This window comes from Cloacibacterium normanense (assembly GCF_003860565.1).
GTDB lineage: Bacteria > Bacteroidota > Bacteroidia > Flavobacteriales > Weeksellaceae > Cloacibacterium > Cloacibacterium normanense.
Genome location: NZ_CP034157.1, coordinates 1577293 through 1592129, shown reverse-complemented (window position 1 = coordinate 1592129; position 14837 = coordinate 1577293). Strand labels below are relative to the sequence as shown.

Below are 14837 nucleotides of genomic sequence, written 5' to 3'. Positions count from 1 at the left end.
TTTTTATGATGTTTTGGTGATTTGGTTTACAGATTCTGTTAATTCATTCCAAGTATTTTGTAATTCTGCTAAAAAGGTTTTTCCTTTTTCAGTGATTTGGTAGTATTTTCTTGGCGGTCCACTGGTAGATTCTTCCCATCTGTAAGCAAGAAATTCTCCATTTTTCAATCTTGTAAGTAGCGGATAAAGAGTTCCTTCTACTACATCTAGCTTTCCTTTTTTGAGTTCGTCTATTAAATCAGAAACATACATTTCTTTATTATTGATAAGGCTCAAAATACAGAACTCTAGAATTCCTTTTCGCATTTGCGCTTTGGTATTTTCTGTGTTCATGTTTTTTAGTTATTAGTGGTTTTTATAATTTGTTATAACATTCATTTTACGAATTTTTTTCTGTTGAACAAAAATAGGTATTTTTTAGTAATATGCAATGCAAAGTAGTAATGCAAAAAAATATATTACTATTTTCTTTCTTCGAAGTAGTGAATCGTTCTCGTTTTTGGTAAAAGTAACCAAAGTAAAAAATAGACGAATACGACCATAAACGTAGAAATTCCCGCCGAAAATATTCCGAAGAATGCCAGTAAGAACCATGCAACTCTTACTAAAGAGACATCTATCCCGAAATATCTTCCAAGTCCTGAACAAACCCCAGCGATTCTTCTATTGTCTCCATCGCGAGTTAGTTTTGCTCTGCAACCAGTGTAATATTGGTTTTCATTTTGTTGATAAGTTTTCATTTTAATGATTTTTGTGATTTTCTTATGCAAAGATATATATAAAATTTAGTATTATGCAATACAAAGTAGTAAATATTTTTATTAATTTATTTAAGTTGTTGATAATCAGTTATAAAAATTTCAAGTGTAAATTTTAATAATTTTTGTTTTTGACAAAAATCACTTTTTCATTGTAACATCTGTTACCGAAATTGGTGAAAACCAACCGTAATTTTGCAGTATCAATTTTGTTTCACTTTAGAAATGAAGTTTTTTAATCCATTAAAGATTTATAGATGAAAATACTAATAGTAGGAGGAGTTGCAGGAGGCGCTACAGCAGCAACCAGATTAAGAAGACTCTCAGAAGAAAACGAAGTCATAATTTTTGAAAAAGGACAATATGTAAGTTTTGCGAATTGCGGTTTGCCTTATCATATCAGCGGAACGATTGACAAGAGAGACGCTCTTTTATTACAAACACCAGAATCCCTAAAAGAAAGATACAACTTAGATGTAAGGGTTTTCACAGAAGTTTTATCTATTTATACAGACGAGAAAAAAATCTCTGTCAAAAATTTACAAACAGGCGAAATTTACTTAGAAGACTATGATAAACTATTGCTTTCACCAGGTGCAGAACCTATAAAACCACCTTTTGAAGGAATTGATTCTGATAAAATTTATACGCTCAGAAATATTCCTGATATGGATAAAATCGTGGCAAAAACCAAAAATGCACAGAATTTTGTAGTTGTAGGTGGTGGTTTCATTGGTTTAGAAGTTGCCGAAAACTTGATTGAGGCTGGAAAATCTGTAAAGTTGGTAGAACTCGGCAATCAAGTAATGGCTCCCGTAGATTTTGATATTGCAAGTTTCGTTCACGAAAAAGCCAAACAGAAAAATCTCGAACTTTTATTAAATGTTGGCGTAGATAAATTTAACGATAAAGGAGAAACTATAGAAGTTTTTTTGAATGATGGAACTTCTTTAGAAACAGACGCCGTAATTTTGGCAATTGGTGTAAAACCAGAGACTAAATTGGCGGTAGAAGCTGGTTTGGAAATCGGGGAAACTCGTGGAATTTTGGTGAACGAATTTATGCAAACCTCTAATCCTGATATTTATGCAGTGGGAGACGCAATAGAAGTAGCGCATTACATCAACAATAAAAAAGTGTTGATTCCTTTAGCTTGGCCAGCGAATAGACAAGGTAGAATAGTAGCTGACAATATCGTTTTAGGAAATCAATACAAATATACAGGAAGTTTGGGTTCTTCTATTTTGAAATTTTTCGAACTTTCTGTGGCTTCCACTGGTTTGAATGAGAAGACTTTAAAAAGATTCGGAATTCCTTATAAAACTGCCATTGTAACTCGCGGTCATCACGCTGGTTATTATCCTGGAGCAAAAAATATGGTTTTGAAACTTATTTTTGACGAAAACGGGAAAATTTTCGGTGCTCAAGCTGTTGGCGAAGATGGTGTTGATAAAAGAATAGACGTTATTGCAACGGCGATTAAAGGAAATCTTACGGTTTATGATTTGCCAGAAATAGAAATTACTTATGCTCCTCCATTTAACTCGGCGAAAGACCCTGTAAACATTGCTGGTTATGCTGCAGAAAATATTTTGAAAGGAGATTTAGAAATGGTGAATTATGATGAATTTTGGGATTTTGTGAAAGAAAATGATGCGGTAATTTTAGACGTAAGAACTTCTAAAGAATTTTCAGGAGGTGCAATTGAAGGCGCAATTAATATAAATGTAGATGATTTACGAGCAAATCTTGAAAATTTAGACAGAAATAAAGTATATGCCATTTATTGCCAAGTTGGTTTGCGTGGTTATTTAGCCAATAGAATTATGAGAAATAACGGTTTCCGAGCCGTGAACTTAAACGGAGGGTATAACCTTTGGTCAAAAGTTCAATCATAGTAATAGTTTTTTGTTAACAAGTAGGCTTCAATTTTTATTGGAGCCTTTTTCATTTCAATAATTGTTCAATAATAATATGATTTTAATCAGAAATCCCCAAAACATGACAAATGTATGCTTACAAAACTCAAAGTTCTTATGCTTTAATTAATAAATTTGTTAATTGAACTTTTGTGACTAATCTTTTCTAAAAGTCACTTTTTATAAATGTAGATAACATCAAATAAACACATAAAATGAGTTTTATTAAAACGGATTTAACCAAACTTGCAAACCTTAATAAAAGCAAGGGAACTGGTTCTATTAGAAAAAGTAAACCAGAATACGTTGATTTTTTTCCACCTTGTAATAACGCTTGTCCAGCTGGCGAAAATATTCAGGCTTGGCTTTCTCTGGCTCAAGAAGGAAAAATAGAAGATGCTTGGAGAAAATTAACCGAGCAAAATCCTATGGCTGCAATTCATGGGAGAGTTTGTTATCATCCTTGCGAAAATTCTTGCAACAGAAAAGATTTAGATTCTTCGGTGAGTATTCACGCGGTAGAAAGATTCTTAGGAGACGAAGCATTAAAAAATAATTGGCAATTTTATCCCCCAAAAACACTTACTGGTAAGAAAATTATGATTGTAGGTGCAGGTCCTTCTGGACTTTCGGCGGCATATCATCTTAGAAAATTAGGCCACGAAGTCACTATTTTCGAAGCTGGCCCAGTTGCTGGTGGAATGATGAATTTTGGGATTCCTGCGTACAGAATGCCTAGAAATATTCTTCAAGCTGAAATTAAAAGAATTGAAAATTTCGGAGTGAAAATTGTCCTCAATTATAAAGTTCAAGATATTCTCAAAGAAAAAGAAAATGGTGGTTTCGATGCGGTTTTTGTAGCTATTGGAGCGCATTTAGCCAAAAAAGTAAATATTCCTGCTCAAGAAGCGAGTAAAATTTTAGATGCCGTTTCTTTCTTGAAAGAAGCAGATGAAAATAGCGATAATAAACCACTTTTAGGAAGAAGAGTCGCCATTTATGGTGGTGGAAATACCGCAATGGATGCAGCCAGAACTGCTAAAAGATTAGGTGCAGATGAAGCAATGATTATCTACAGAAGAGACCGTGAACATATGCCTGCTCACGAATTTGAAGCAGATGAAGCTTTAAGTGAAGGCGTAAAAATCCATTGGTTGAGCACCATTAAAAATATGGAAACTTCTTCTATCACCGTAGAAAAAATGCAAGTTGTGGACGGAAAAGCCGTTCCTACTGGTGAATATGAAACTTTGGAAGCAGATTCTTTAATTCTAGCTCTCGGACAAGAAGCAGATACCGATTTCTTAAAAAATATAGAAGGAATTACCTTCAAAGAGGATGGAACAACCGTTGAGGTAAATCCTTCAATGATGACAGGTTATCCCGGAATTTTTGCAGGAGGAGATATGGTTCCAAGTGAAAGAACGGTTACCATTGCAACGGGACACGGTAAAAAAGCAGCCAGAAATATTGATGCTTGGCTCAGAAATTCTACTTACGAAAAACCAGCCAACAACCCTTTGGTTACCATCGAAAAACTACAAATTTGGTTCAAAACCAATGCAGAAGCAAAAGCTCAACAACATTTAGAAATAGAAAAAGCGGTAGAAACTTTTGACGAAATTGTAGCAGGTTATACCACCGAAGAAGCGGTTTACGAAGCACAGCGTTGTCTCTCTTGCGGAAATTGTTTCGAGTGCGATAGTTGTTACGGAGCGTGTCCCGAAGGTGCGATTTCCAAAAATGGAAAAGGAGAAGGTTACACCATCAATTACGATTTGTGTACAGGTTGTGGTGTTTGCGCAGAACAATGTCCTTGTCACGCTTTAGATATGGTTTTAGAACATTAATTGATTTTTTAAGTCAAAATAAATGACTTTAGTTTAAATTTAAAAATATGAAAAAGAGATTCATAGGTTTAACGTTTTTCCTGATTAGCATGCTAGCTTTTTGTCAAAAAACAAATCCTGAACTTACCAAATATGTTAATTTTCTTGAAAAACAAAATGTTTCTGCAAAAGATTATGTTTTAAACTTATTTAAAAAGTATGATGTTGTTATTTTATGTGAAAGACAACACACAGAAACAACTCAATATGATTTGATTTATGATATTGTAAGTTCACCTTACTTTCATAAAAATGTTGGTAATATTTTTACAGAAGTAGGTTCTTACAGTAATAGGCAAAATACTTTAAATTTTATTAAAACTAAATTTTCTAATGATAGTTTAAAACAGATTAAGCAAGCAGAAATATACAGAAATGGTTTTTTTCCAAATAATTGGCTTAATACGAATTTCTATGATTTTACAGGAAGGCTTAATTCATTAAATTCAACTTTAAAGAATAAAAAGCAAATTAATCTTTTTACTTCAGGAAGCATGAATCCTTCAATAGATGAAAGAAATGATGAGAAAGGAATGAGAAAATATGTTTTGGCAAATTATGTTAAAAGAGACAGTTTAATGGCTAGTTATGTTATTAAAACTTTAGATAGCTTAAATAAATACTCTAGTAAGAAAAAAGCTTTAGTAATTATGAATTATAGACATGCTTTTTCAAAATCTTATACTAAAGATAGAAATGTGGGAGACTATTTATTTAAAAAATATAAAGGAAAAACTGCTAATGTGTATATAAATTATTTAGCATCATTAAACAAAGTTGATGAACGAGATAAAGAAAAAGCAAAAATGTTTCAAGGTCCAGAACAAGTTCCCATTCAAAATGGAAAATGGGATGCTTCATTTAAGTTAGCTAAAAAAGAAAATGTAGGTTTTGATTTTAAAAATTCTCCTTTCGGAAAAGATAATTTTGATATTTGGCAAGCTACCAAAACAGATGATAAATATGAAGATGTTTTTACCGGATTTGTGTATTATTTGCCATTAGACAAACAAGTTAATTCATCAGGAGTGAAAAATTTCTTTATAAATGCAGATTTTCAACAATTTATAAACGATTGGAATTTATTTGATAAAGTCACTAGAAAATCAGAACCAAGAATTTATAGCAAAGAATTGGAAAACGGTTACAAAAAAGATTTTGAAACCATCAGAATAAGAAAATATACAGATTTAGAAAAATATCAAGAAATTATTAATCAATGGTTGAAAAATTAAAAATAATTCAACAATCATCAACTATCAATTATGAATAAAAATCCAATCATAGCAACCATCGACGGTAACGAAGCCGCTGCTTACATTGCATACCGAGTAAACGAAGTTTGTGCCATTTATCCTATTACGCCATCTTCTACTATGGCAGAATTGGCAGACGAATGGGCGTCTAAAGGAATTAAAAATATCTGGGGAAACGTTCCCGAAATTATAGAAATGCAAAGTGAAGGCGGTGCAGCTGGTACAGTTCACGGTTCGCTTCAAGCAGGTGCTTTAACTACCACTTTCACGGCTTCACAAGGTTTAATGCTGATGCTTCCAAATATGTACAAAATTGCAGGAGAACTTACGAGTGCCGTTTTTCACGTGGCAGCACGTTCTTTGGCAGCGCAAGCTTTGTCGATTTTTGGCGATCATCAAGATGTAATGGCAGCAAGAACTACTGGTTTTGCAATGCTTTCTTCTGCAAGTGTTCAAGAAGCACACGATATGGCGCTCATTGCACAAGCTACCACTTTGAGAGCGAGAATTCCTTTTATTCATTTCTTTGACGGTTTCAGAACTTCTCACGAAGTGAATAAAATTAATCTTTTAAATGATGACCAAATTCGTGCAATGATAGATGATGAATTGGTGATTGCACACAGAAATAGAAGTTTAAATCCTGATAAACCTTTCGTAAGAGGAACGGCTCAGAATCCTGATGTTTATTTCCAAGGAAGAGAAACTTCTAATCCTTATTATGCTAAAATTCCTACCATTTTAAAGGAAGAAATGAAGAAATTTTCTGAAATTTCAGGTAGAAATTATGCTCCTGTAAAGTATTACGGGCATCCAGAAGCAGAAAATGTTATCGTAATTATGGGTTCTGGAGTAGAAACCGTGATTCCAACTTCTGAATTTTTGAATAAAAATGGAGAAAAAACAGGTGTTCTGAAAATCTCGTTGTTTAGACCATTCCCAAATGAAGATTTCATTTCGGTTTTACCAAAATCTGTGAAAAAAATCGCTGTTTTAGACAGGACCAAAGAACCAGGAAGCAACGGTGAACCAATGTATCAAGATATTCTGGTTTGCCTTACAGAAGCGCTTACCAATGGAACTTTAGAAAATATGCCAAAAATTATTGGCGGTAGATACGGACTTTCGTCTAAAGAATTTACTCCAGCAATGGTAAAAGCAGTTTATGATAATTTAAAAACCGAAAATTCTAAAAACCATTTTACGGTAGGGATTACAGATGATGTAAGTTTTACTAGTATTAATGTAGATTATAACTTTAAATTAGATGATTCTGGATGGAACCAAGCTCTATTTTTCGGTTTGGGAGCAGATGGAACTGTAGGTGCAAATAAAAACTCTATTAAGATTATTGGCGAAAATACAGAACTTTCAGCGCAAGGATATTTCGTTTATGATTCTAAAAAATCTGGAGCGAAAACCGTTTCTCACCTTCGTTTTGGGCACGAGCCGATTGAAGCACCTTATTTGATTTCAAAAGCAGATTTCATCGCTTGTCATTTTTTCAAATTTTTAGAAAATGAAGATATGCTCAGTTTTGCTAAAAATGGAGCGAAATTTTTATTGAATTCACCTTATTCTAAAGACGAAGTTTGGGATAAATTGCCTTACCAAGTTCAGCAACAATTGATTGAAAAAAATATTAGATTTTTCGTGATAGATGCCAATGAAGTTGCCGAAAATACAGGAATGCGAGGCAGAATTAATACCATTATGCAGACTTGTTTCTTTGAACTTTCAGGGGTTTTGCCAGAAGAAGAAGCCATTAAACAAATCAAAAAAGCAATTGAAAAAACGTATATCAAAAAAGGGCAAGCTGTAGTAGATAAAAATTTCTTAGCTGTTGATCAAACGTTAGCGAATTTGTTTGAAGTTAAAATTCCAAATGCAGTAACTGCCGAAAAAGGAGAGGAGCGAACTGTTGACGAAAATGCGCCAGATTTTGTGAAAAATATCACTTACAAAATGATGATTGGCAAAGGTGATGATTTACCTGTAAGTGCTATTCCTGCTGATGGAACGTATCCAAACGGAACTACAAAATGGGAAAAACGTAATATTTCTGAAAAAGTAGCCCATTGGAATTCAGACATCTGTATTCAGTGTGGTAATTGTAGTTTTGTTTGTCCTCATTCTGTGATTCGTTCTAAATTTTATCACAAAGATTTATTGACTGAAGTTCCAGAAGGTTTCCAATCTGCACCTATTAATGCAAGAGGTTTCCCAGAAACCAAGTTCACGCTTCAGGTGTACGAAGAAGATTGTACTGGTTGTAAATTATGCTACGAAGCATGTCCAGTAATTGATCAGGAAAACGAAGAATTACGCGCAATTAATATTTTACCAAAAAATCCAGATCTTAAAAAACAAAGAAAAGTAATTTCTTATTTCGAGAAATTGCCAATTCACGAGAAAAATATGGTAAATTATTCCACAGTTCACGGTGTACAATTCTTAGAGCCAATGTTCGAGTTTTCTGGAGCTTGCGCTGGTTGTGGAGAAACACCTTATATTAAAGTTCTCACTCAACTTTTCGGTGATAGATTAATGGTTGCTAATGCAACTGGTTGTTCCTCAATTTTTGGAGGAAATTTACCAACTACACCTTGGAGTTCTAATTCTAAAGGAAAAGGACCAGCTTGGAGCAATTCTCTCTTCGAAGATAATGCCGAATTTGGTCTGGGAATGAGACTTTCTGCGGATAAGCAATTGCAAATGGCTCATTATTACGCCGAAAAATTGAAACCAGAGTTGGGCGAAGATTTCATCAATGAAATTATCCATGCACCTCAAAAATTAGAAAGTCAAATCATCAAACAAAGAGAAAGAGTAGAAATTCTAAAAAATAGATTGCAATTTTCTGAAAATCCAGATGCGAAACATCTTTATTCTCTTGCAGATCATTTGGTTCATCGTGCTGTTTGGCTGATTGGTGGTGATGGTTGGGCTTATGATATCGGAAGTGGAGGTTTAGATCATGCACTTTCTACAGGTAGAAATATCAATGTTTTGGTTTTAGATACTGAGGTTTATAGTAATACGGGTGGACAAAGTTCTAAAGCGACACCAACTGCTGCTTCTGCGAAATTTGCAACTGCAGGAAAACGTGTGGGCAAAAAAGATTTGGCGATGCAAGCTATTTCTTATGGAAATGTTTACGTAGCAACTGTTGCGATGGGAGCAAATCCTCAACAAACATTATTGGCAATGCGTGAAGCGGAAGCTTATGACGGGCCTTCATTAATTCTAGCGTACAGTCATTGTATTGCACACGGAATTGATATGGAAAAAGGTTTGAATCAACAAAAAATGGCTGTAGCAAGTGGTTATTGGCCATTGATTAGATTCAATCCTGTGTTGAGAAAAAATAATAAAAATCCGTTTATCTTAGATTCTATTCGTCCTACAATTCCGTTTGAAGAATATGCGTACAACGAATTGCGTTACCGAGTTCTAAAACAAACGCAACCGCAAGATGCAGAACATTTGATGCAATTAGCACAAGAAATTGTGGATTTAAGATGGAAAACATACGAAGATATGGCTTCACTTGGAGCTGAAAACTTCCAACCGACTTTTTAATTGAAAATTGAAAGTTGAAAATTGAAAATGAAAACCTCCCGAATTTGGGAGGTTTTTTGATTTAGAAGGTAATGTACTGAAAATAGTTGGTGGGATTTAGAAAAAATAAAAATCCCCACCAATTTCTCGGTGAGGATTTTTTCAACACAAAAGTTTTTATTTAGATAAAAATAATTTGAGTGCCTTCTCCAGCTGCTCTTGCGTAGAAATCTCCTACGGTTAAGATGCCTTCCACTTCTGGAGTTAAGTCTTCTTCTTTTAAATCAAACATTTCAAAAGCCAATTTACAAACCCAAAGTCTGCAACCAGAAGCTGATAAAATTTCTATAAATTCATCAATTGGCGGAATGTCTAGTTTTTCCATTTTAGATTTCATCATTTTGGTAGCAAGAGCTTCCATTCCTGGTAAACCTCCTAACATGGTAGGCATGTGCATTGCAGGATTTCCCACAGTAGCCACATGAATGTCTTTTAGTCTGTCTTTAATTACAGCATCTAGTCCGAAGAAAGTAAAGAAAATTTCTGCTTCCATACCTTCCATTCTCGCACCGTTTGCCAAAATAAAACCTGCGTAAACACTTTCTAAAGTTCCTTTAGAAATGATTACCATTACTTTTTCTATAGGTTTTAGAGATTTATCTAAATCTGCTAATGGATTTTTTAATAATGTAGTTTCCATATTTTTTTGTTTTATTTATTGAGGGCTTGAGGGATTAGGTTTTTAGTATTTGAAAAAAAATCAATTTACTAATCCCTTCATTCTAATTCCTAAATCCTTTTTAAATACAAGATTTTGGTTTAGAAATTCCTGCTAATCTACTAGAGATTTTAAGTGGTCCTTTTGGGAACAATTCATAGAATTCTTTAATATCTACTACGCCAGATTTTCCTACGCCTCTTATGGTTAATGCTACATCTTTTTTCTGTTGGTCTCTTAAATATTCTAACACGTCGAAATGTCTGTTTCCTAATTCTAAACCGTCTTCTTTAGCCATTTCTTTAGCTACTTCGTGATTCCATTGGTTCATGTCTGTAAGGTATCCCTCGTCGTTTACATTGATTGTAAAACCTGCATAAGTTTTTTCCATTTTGATAATATTTTTTTGTTAATTTTTTTGAAATTTTAGAAATTCACCGTTCACAGCCCAGCGAATTCACTATTCACTTTTATACTGTTTCTTTGTCAAATTTCTTTCCTGCTCTGCTCATAGTAGGCGTTACGAAAGGTATTTTTCTAGCAGGAAGAAGCATATTCCAATACACCCATTTGAAAGCCATTTTTCCGAAGTGGTTAAAAGCACTTTCTTCTAATAAATTTAGCGGACCGATTCCAGCAAATGGGAATTTTCCTTTTAATGGTTCCACATCATAATTGAAGTCAATCAATAATGCTTTTCCTTTTCCTGTTTCTATGAAACAATTGGCGTGACCGTCAAATTCTGGATTAAGTGGTTTTCCTTCTATATATTTTAGAATATTTTCAGTAAGAATTTCGGCTTCGAAATGTGCTACAGAACCAGCTTTAGAAGCAGGAACATTCGTAGCATCACCGATTACGAAAATGTTTTCTTTTACTTTACTTTGTAAGGTATTTTTATCAGTAGGAACATAGTTTAGATCATCTCCAAAACCTGAACGAAGAATACATTCATCTCCCATATTGGTAGGAACAGTAACTAATAAATCAAAATCTACCACTTCGCCACCGTAATCGAACATTTTTCCGTTTTCTCCTTCTATGTGCTCTACTGCGAAATCAGGAACAATCTTGATGTTTTTATCTTTTAATAGATATTCTAAAGCTTTGGTGCATTTTTCTTTAGTAAATGCACCAGAAAGTGGAGTAACGTAAGAAATTTCTACTTTGTCTCTCATTCCTTTTTTGGTGAAGAAGTCGTCTGCTAAAAATGCAAATTCTAGCGGAGCAACAGGACATTTTATTGGCATTTCGGTGATGTGAACAACTAATTTTCCTCCTGGCCAAGTTTCTAATTTTTTTGCCAAAGCACAACTTCCCTCGAAAGTGTAGAAATCGAAAATATTTTTTTGCCAAGTGTCTCCTTTCATTCCAGGAACTTCTTCTGGAGCGATTTTACAACCTGTAGCAATGATGAGAATATCATATTTTACATTTCTTCCGCTTTCTAAAATAACGGTATCTGTATCTTTATCTATTCTGTCGATTTTTTCACGAATAAGTTGAATTCCTTTTGGTAAAAATTCATCAATCGTTCTTTTTACATCTTCTGGTTGATAGGTTCCAAAAGGAATAAATAAAAATCCTGGCTGATAGTAATGAGACTTAAATTGATCTACCAAAGTAATTTGCCAATCTTTTTTATTCAGTTTTTTTACTAGGTGATTCGCCATCATAGTTCCGGCGGTTCCTGCTCCTAAGATTACTAAGTTTTTCATATTTTCTAACTTTATAAGAATGAGTAATTCTTAATTTTCTTGTACAAAGTTACATCAGCACAAAATGGACTTGTGTAACTTATATTACACAACCTCAATGACTTTTGTCACTAAAATCGAAATAAAATCCGTTATTTTTATTTGACTTAAATTTGTAAAAAAATAGAAAATGTACTTAGAAAAAGAGATAGAGTTCATCCTTACTTTAGACCAACTCAAAAACGTAATCCGTAGAAATTTTAATCATGACAATTCCCGAAGAGAAAATACAGCAGAACATTCATGGCAAGTAATTGTTTTTGCGCAGATACTTTTTCCCTATGCTCGAAACAAAGAAAAAATAGATTTAGGAAGAGTAATTAAAATGCTTTCTATCCATGATGTGGTAGAAATAGATGCAGGAGATACATTTTTCTATGATGAAAAAGCAAATGAAGGGAAATTCGAGCGTGAACTGGCTTCTGCTGAAAGAATTTTCGGAATTTTGGCTGAACCTATGAAATCAGAATTTATGAATCTTTGGTTAGAATTTGAAGCTGGAGAAACCGAAACCGCCATTTTTGCAAGTGCTGTAGACAGAATGATTCCTTTTGTGATGAATTGTTTTAACAATGGTTTGAGTTGGATAGAAGCAGGAGTAGAGTTCGAGAAGGTGCAAAAAATGCTTCGTCCGAGAATAGAATTGGCTTCAGAAGATATGCTTGATACTTTTGATGTGCTGATTAGAAAGGCTTTTGACGAAGATAAACTTTTATAGCACTTATTCAATAAATTTCTCTATTTTCGCATCCCGGAGATTAACGATTAATTATTTAAAAATGAATAAAATTCCTAGCGTAGACTTACGCGATTTTCTTTCGGGAGACGAAACAAGAAAACAAAAATTTGTAAATGAAATTGGTAAAGCATACGAAGAAATAGGCTTCGTAGCGCTAAAAGGTCATTTCTTAGACCAAAATTTAGTAGACCAATTGTACGCCGAAATCAAAAACTTCTTTAGCCTTCCTGTAGAAGCAAAATCAAAATATGAAATTCCTGGAATTGGTGGTCAAAGAGGTTATGTAGGTTTCGGAAAAGAAACTGCAAAAGGCTTCAAAGCAGCAGATTTAAAAGAGTTTTGGCATTTCGGACAATATTTACCAGAAGGTTCTAAATATTTAGCAGAATATCCAGAAAATGTAGAAGTTGCAGAAGCGCCAGAATTTAACAAAGTAGGAAAAGAAGCCTATAAAATGTTAGAAAAAACTGGAATTTATGTATTGAGAGCTTTAGCATTATATGTAGGTTTAGATGAGTTTTATTTCGATAAATTTGTAGCAGAAGGAAACAGTATTCTTAGACCAATTCACTATCCACCAATTACGGAAGAGCCAAAAGATGCAGTAAGAGCAGCAGCTCATGGTGATATTAATTTAATCACTCTTTTAATGGGAGCTCACGGAAAAGGATTGCAAGTAAGAGACCACGAAGGAAATTTGGTAGATGCGATTGCTCAACCAGACGAATTGATGATTAATGTGGGCGATATGCTTTCTAGACACACCAATAATAAACTGAAATCTACAATTCACCAAGTGGTAAATCCAGAGAGAGAATTATGGGGAACTTCTAGATATTCTATTCCGTTTTTCATGCATCCAGTAAGCGAAATGCCGTTAAACTGTTTAGAAAATTGTATTGACGAAGACCATCCTAAATTATACGAAGACACGACTGCTGGAGAATTCTTGCACGAAAGATTAGTAGAATTAGGATTGATTAAATAATCAGAAAAAATTGATAAATTTTAGAAATCGAATCTTTTTTAAGGTTCGATTTTTTCTTTTTGTAAGGCAAAAATCAAATAAATAATTCCGAAAATAAGAGTGAGAAAAACCAAGAAAACTTGCCAATCTAATTTCTGTAAAATCACACCGCTGAAACTTCCTAAAGTACTTGCGCCAAAGTAATAGAGCAGCAAATAAAACGCAATGGTTACCGTTCTTTTTTCTTTTGAAAAATTCCCCACCGATTTACTGCAAACGGTATGCGCTACGAAAAAACTGTACGTGAAAACGGCTAATCCTACAATCACAGCTATCGTATTTTGCAGGAAAAAGAAGAGAATTCCTAGAATTCCGACTAAACTCATGGTTTTTAAAACATTTTCAGAATTTTTGAGTTTTCTTTCCCAAAAACTGACATTCATAGAACCAAAAACGCCAGAAATATAGAGTACGTAAACATAAGAAATCCAGCTTCTGGAAATGTTAAATGGTGCTTTGACCAAGAAAAAAGCCATGTAATTGTACAAACTGACAAACGTTCCCAGCAAAAGAAAACCTGTAATATAATAAGGCAATAATTTGGGATGAGTAATGAGTTTGAAATTCGGTTCTATTAAAGTTTTAAACGATTCTTTCTTTGGTTTGAAATTTTGTGATTTAGGAGCGAGTATAAAAAATAAAACAGCAAAAATAAGACACCAAATTCCAATAAATTCTGAAGCAAATTGCCAAGATTTATAATGTGAAACCTGAGAAGAAATCACTCTTCCTACCATTCCGCCCACTGCATTTCCTGCGATGTAAAATCCTGTAATTCTTAATTTTCTGTTTTCTGAAACTTCTTCTGCAATGTAAGCCAAACAAACCGAAGTAGCACCCGAAAGCAAAAATCCTTTCAAGAAATTAAGCGCAATCAGCACGTTGAAATTTTCAGAAAATGATGAGGTAAAAGCTAAAACTGCCGATGCAAATAAACAATATCCGATAACTTTTTTTCGGCTGTATCGGTCTGCTAAGAAAGTGGAAGTAATTAAACCAAGAGCCATTCCCAAAGTCGCAGAAGAAACCGCAAAACTGCTTTTGGCTTTATTGATTTTGAAATATTCTACCAAATCAGGAAGCAATGCTTGATAATAATACAACAATCCAAAACATGACAATCCCGCCAAAAATACTGCAATAGCAATTTGTAAATCACGATTTTTGATGGTGTTTGATTTCATATTAATTTTCATACAGATTTTAGTAATCA

General features: G+C 33.8%; 12 protein-coding genes. 6 read left to right on the top strand and 6 right to left on the bottom strand.

The genetic code is table 11. The annotated features are described in order from the left end of the window. Positions 1–3: 3 nt before the first annotated feature. Together EB819_RS07330 and EB819_RS07325 are read right to left on the bottom strand one after the other, a co-directional pair. Positions 4–333: a PadR family transcriptional regulator gene (locus EB819_RS07330; protein WP_069797022.1), complete on the bottom strand. Its 330-nt coding sequence runs from the start codon at positions 331–333 to the stop codon at positions 4–6. Positions 334–461: 128 nt separating this feature from the next. Then, positions 462–740 (bottom strand): PspC domain-containing protein, encoded by a 279-nt coding sequence (locus EB819_RS07325; RefSeq protein ID WP_069797021.1) that lies wholly within the window; start codon positions 738–740, stop codon positions 462–464. 275 nt (positions 741–1015) lie between these two features. Between EB819_RS07325 and EB819_RS07320 the strand changes: the two genes are divergently transcribed. From EB819_RS07320 to nifJ, 4 genes are all read left to right on the top strand, one after another. Beyond that, the gene (locus tag EB819_RS07320) at positions 1016–2656 is read left to right on the top strand and encodes an FAD-dependent oxidoreductase (protein ID WP_069797020.1); all 1641 of its coding nucleotides are present in this window, start codon (positions 1016–1018) and stop codon (positions 2654–2656) included. A gap of 236 nt (positions 2657–2892) precedes the next feature. Further along, a complete protein-coding gene (locus EB819_RS07315; protein ID WP_069797019.1) occupies positions 2893–4527 on the top strand; it encodes an NAD(P)-binding protein in 1635 nt (544 codons plus the stop codon). Positions 4528–4574: 47 nt separating this feature from the next. Next, positions 4575–5801 (top strand): hypothetical protein, encoded by a 1227-nt coding sequence (locus tag EB819_RS07310; protein WP_124878704.1) that lies wholly within the window; start codon positions 4575–4577, stop codon positions 5799–5801. A gap of 30 nt (positions 5802–5831) precedes the next feature. Further along, the gene (nifJ, locus tag EB819_RS07305) at positions 5832–9404 is read left to right on the top strand and encodes a pyruvate:ferredoxin (flavodoxin) oxidoreductase (protein ID WP_069797017.1); all 3573 of its coding nucleotides are present in this window, start codon (positions 5832–5834) and stop codon (positions 9402–9404) included. Positions 9405–9564: 160 nt separating this feature from the next. Here nifJ and EB819_RS07300 read toward each other — a convergent pair whose 3' ends face one another. The 3 genes from EB819_RS07300 to sqr all read right to left on the bottom strand — a co-directional run bounded on the left by EB819_RS07300 (position 9565) and on the right by sqr (position 11819). Next, positions 9565–10083: a DsrE/DsrF/DrsH-like family protein gene (locus EB819_RS07300; protein WP_069797016.1), complete on the bottom strand. Its 519-nt coding sequence runs from the start codon at positions 10081–10083 to the stop codon at positions 9565–9567. A 100-nt stretch (positions 10084–10183) separates the two neighbouring features. Then, positions 10184–10492: a TusE/DsrC/DsvC family sulfur relay protein gene (locus EB819_RS07295; RefSeq protein ID WP_069797015.1), complete on the bottom strand. Its 309-nt coding sequence runs from the start codon at positions 10490–10492 to the stop codon at positions 10184–10186. Positions 10493–10571: 79 nt separating this feature from the next. Next, positions 10572–11819 carry a type III sulfide quinone reductase, selenoprotein subtype gene (gene sqr / locus EB819_RS07290; protein WP_069797014.1) on the bottom strand — a complete coding sequence of 416 codons (1248 nt, stop codon included), beginning with the start codon at positions 11817–11819 and terminating at the stop codon, positions 10572–10574. A 169-nt stretch (positions 11820–11988) separates the two neighbouring features. Between sqr and EB819_RS07285 the strand changes: the two genes are divergently transcribed. Together EB819_RS07285 and EB819_RS07280 are read left to right on the top strand one after the other, a co-directional pair. Then, positions 11989–12576, top strand: coding sequence for an HD domain-containing protein (locus tag EB819_RS07285; RefSeq protein WP_069797013.1), 588 nt, complete (start codon positions 11989–11991; stop codon positions 12574–12576). Between the two features lie 61 nt (positions 12577–12637). Continuing rightward, positions 12638–13585, top strand: a complete 948-nt coding sequence (locus EB819_RS07280; RefSeq protein WP_069797012.1) for an isopenicillin N synthase family dioxygenase — start codon at positions 12638–12640, stop codon at positions 13583–13585. Between the two features lie 38 nt (positions 13586–13623). On the opposite strand, the gene EB819_RS07275 is transcribed toward EB819_RS07280, so the two are convergent. Further along, the gene (locus EB819_RS07275) at positions 13624–14820 is read right to left on the bottom strand and encodes an MFS transporter (RefSeq protein ID WP_069797011.1); all 1197 of its coding nucleotides are present in this window, start codon (positions 14818–14820) and stop codon (positions 13624–13626) included. Positions 14821–14837: the final 17 nt, after the last annotated feature.

Coding starts and splice junctions, on each gene's coding strand:
- EB819_RS07330 (WP_069797022.1), bottom strand. CDS start 333: ATGAACACAGAAAATACCAAAGCGCAAATGCGAAAAGGAATTCTAGAG.
- EB819_RS07315 (WP_069797019.1), top strand. CDS start 2,893: ATGAGTTTTATTAAAACGGATTTAACCAAACTTGCAAACCTTAATAAA.
- nifJ (WP_069797017.1), top strand. CDS start 5,832: ATGAATAAAAATCCAATCATAGCAACCATCGACGGTAACGAAGCCGCT.
- EB819_RS07285 (WP_069797013.1), top strand. CDS start 11,989: ATGTACTTAGAAAAAGAGATAGAGTTCATCCTTACTTTAGACCAACTC.
- EB819_RS07325 (WP_069797021.1), bottom strand. CDS start 740: ATGAAAACTTATCAACAAAATGAAAACCAATATTACACTGGTTGCAGA.
- EB819_RS07320 (WP_069797020.1), top strand. CDS start 1,016: ATGAAAATACTAATAGTAGGAGGAGTTGCAGGAGGCGCTACAGCAGCA.
- sqr (WP_069797014.1), bottom strand. CDS start 11,819: ATGAAAAACTTAGTAATCTTAGGAGCAGGAACCGCCGGAACTATGATG.
- EB819_RS07310 (WP_124878704.1), top strand. CDS start 4,575: ATGAAAAAGAGATTCATAGGTTTAACGTTTTTCCTGATTAGCATGCTA.
- EB819_RS07275 (WP_069797011.1), bottom strand. CDS start 14,820: ATGAAAATTAATATGAAATCAAACACCATCAAAAATCGTGATTTACAA.
- EB819_RS07295 (WP_069797015.1), bottom strand. CDS start 10,492: ATGGAAAAAACTTATGCAGGTTTTACAATCAATGTAAACGACGAGGGA.
- EB819_RS07280 (WP_069797012.1), top strand. CDS start 12,638: ATGAATAAAATTCCTAGCGTAGACTTACGCGATTTTCTTTCGGGAGAC.
- EB819_RS07300 (WP_069797016.1), bottom strand. CDS start 10,083: ATGGAAACTACATTATTAAAAAATCCATTAGCAGATTTAGATAAATCT.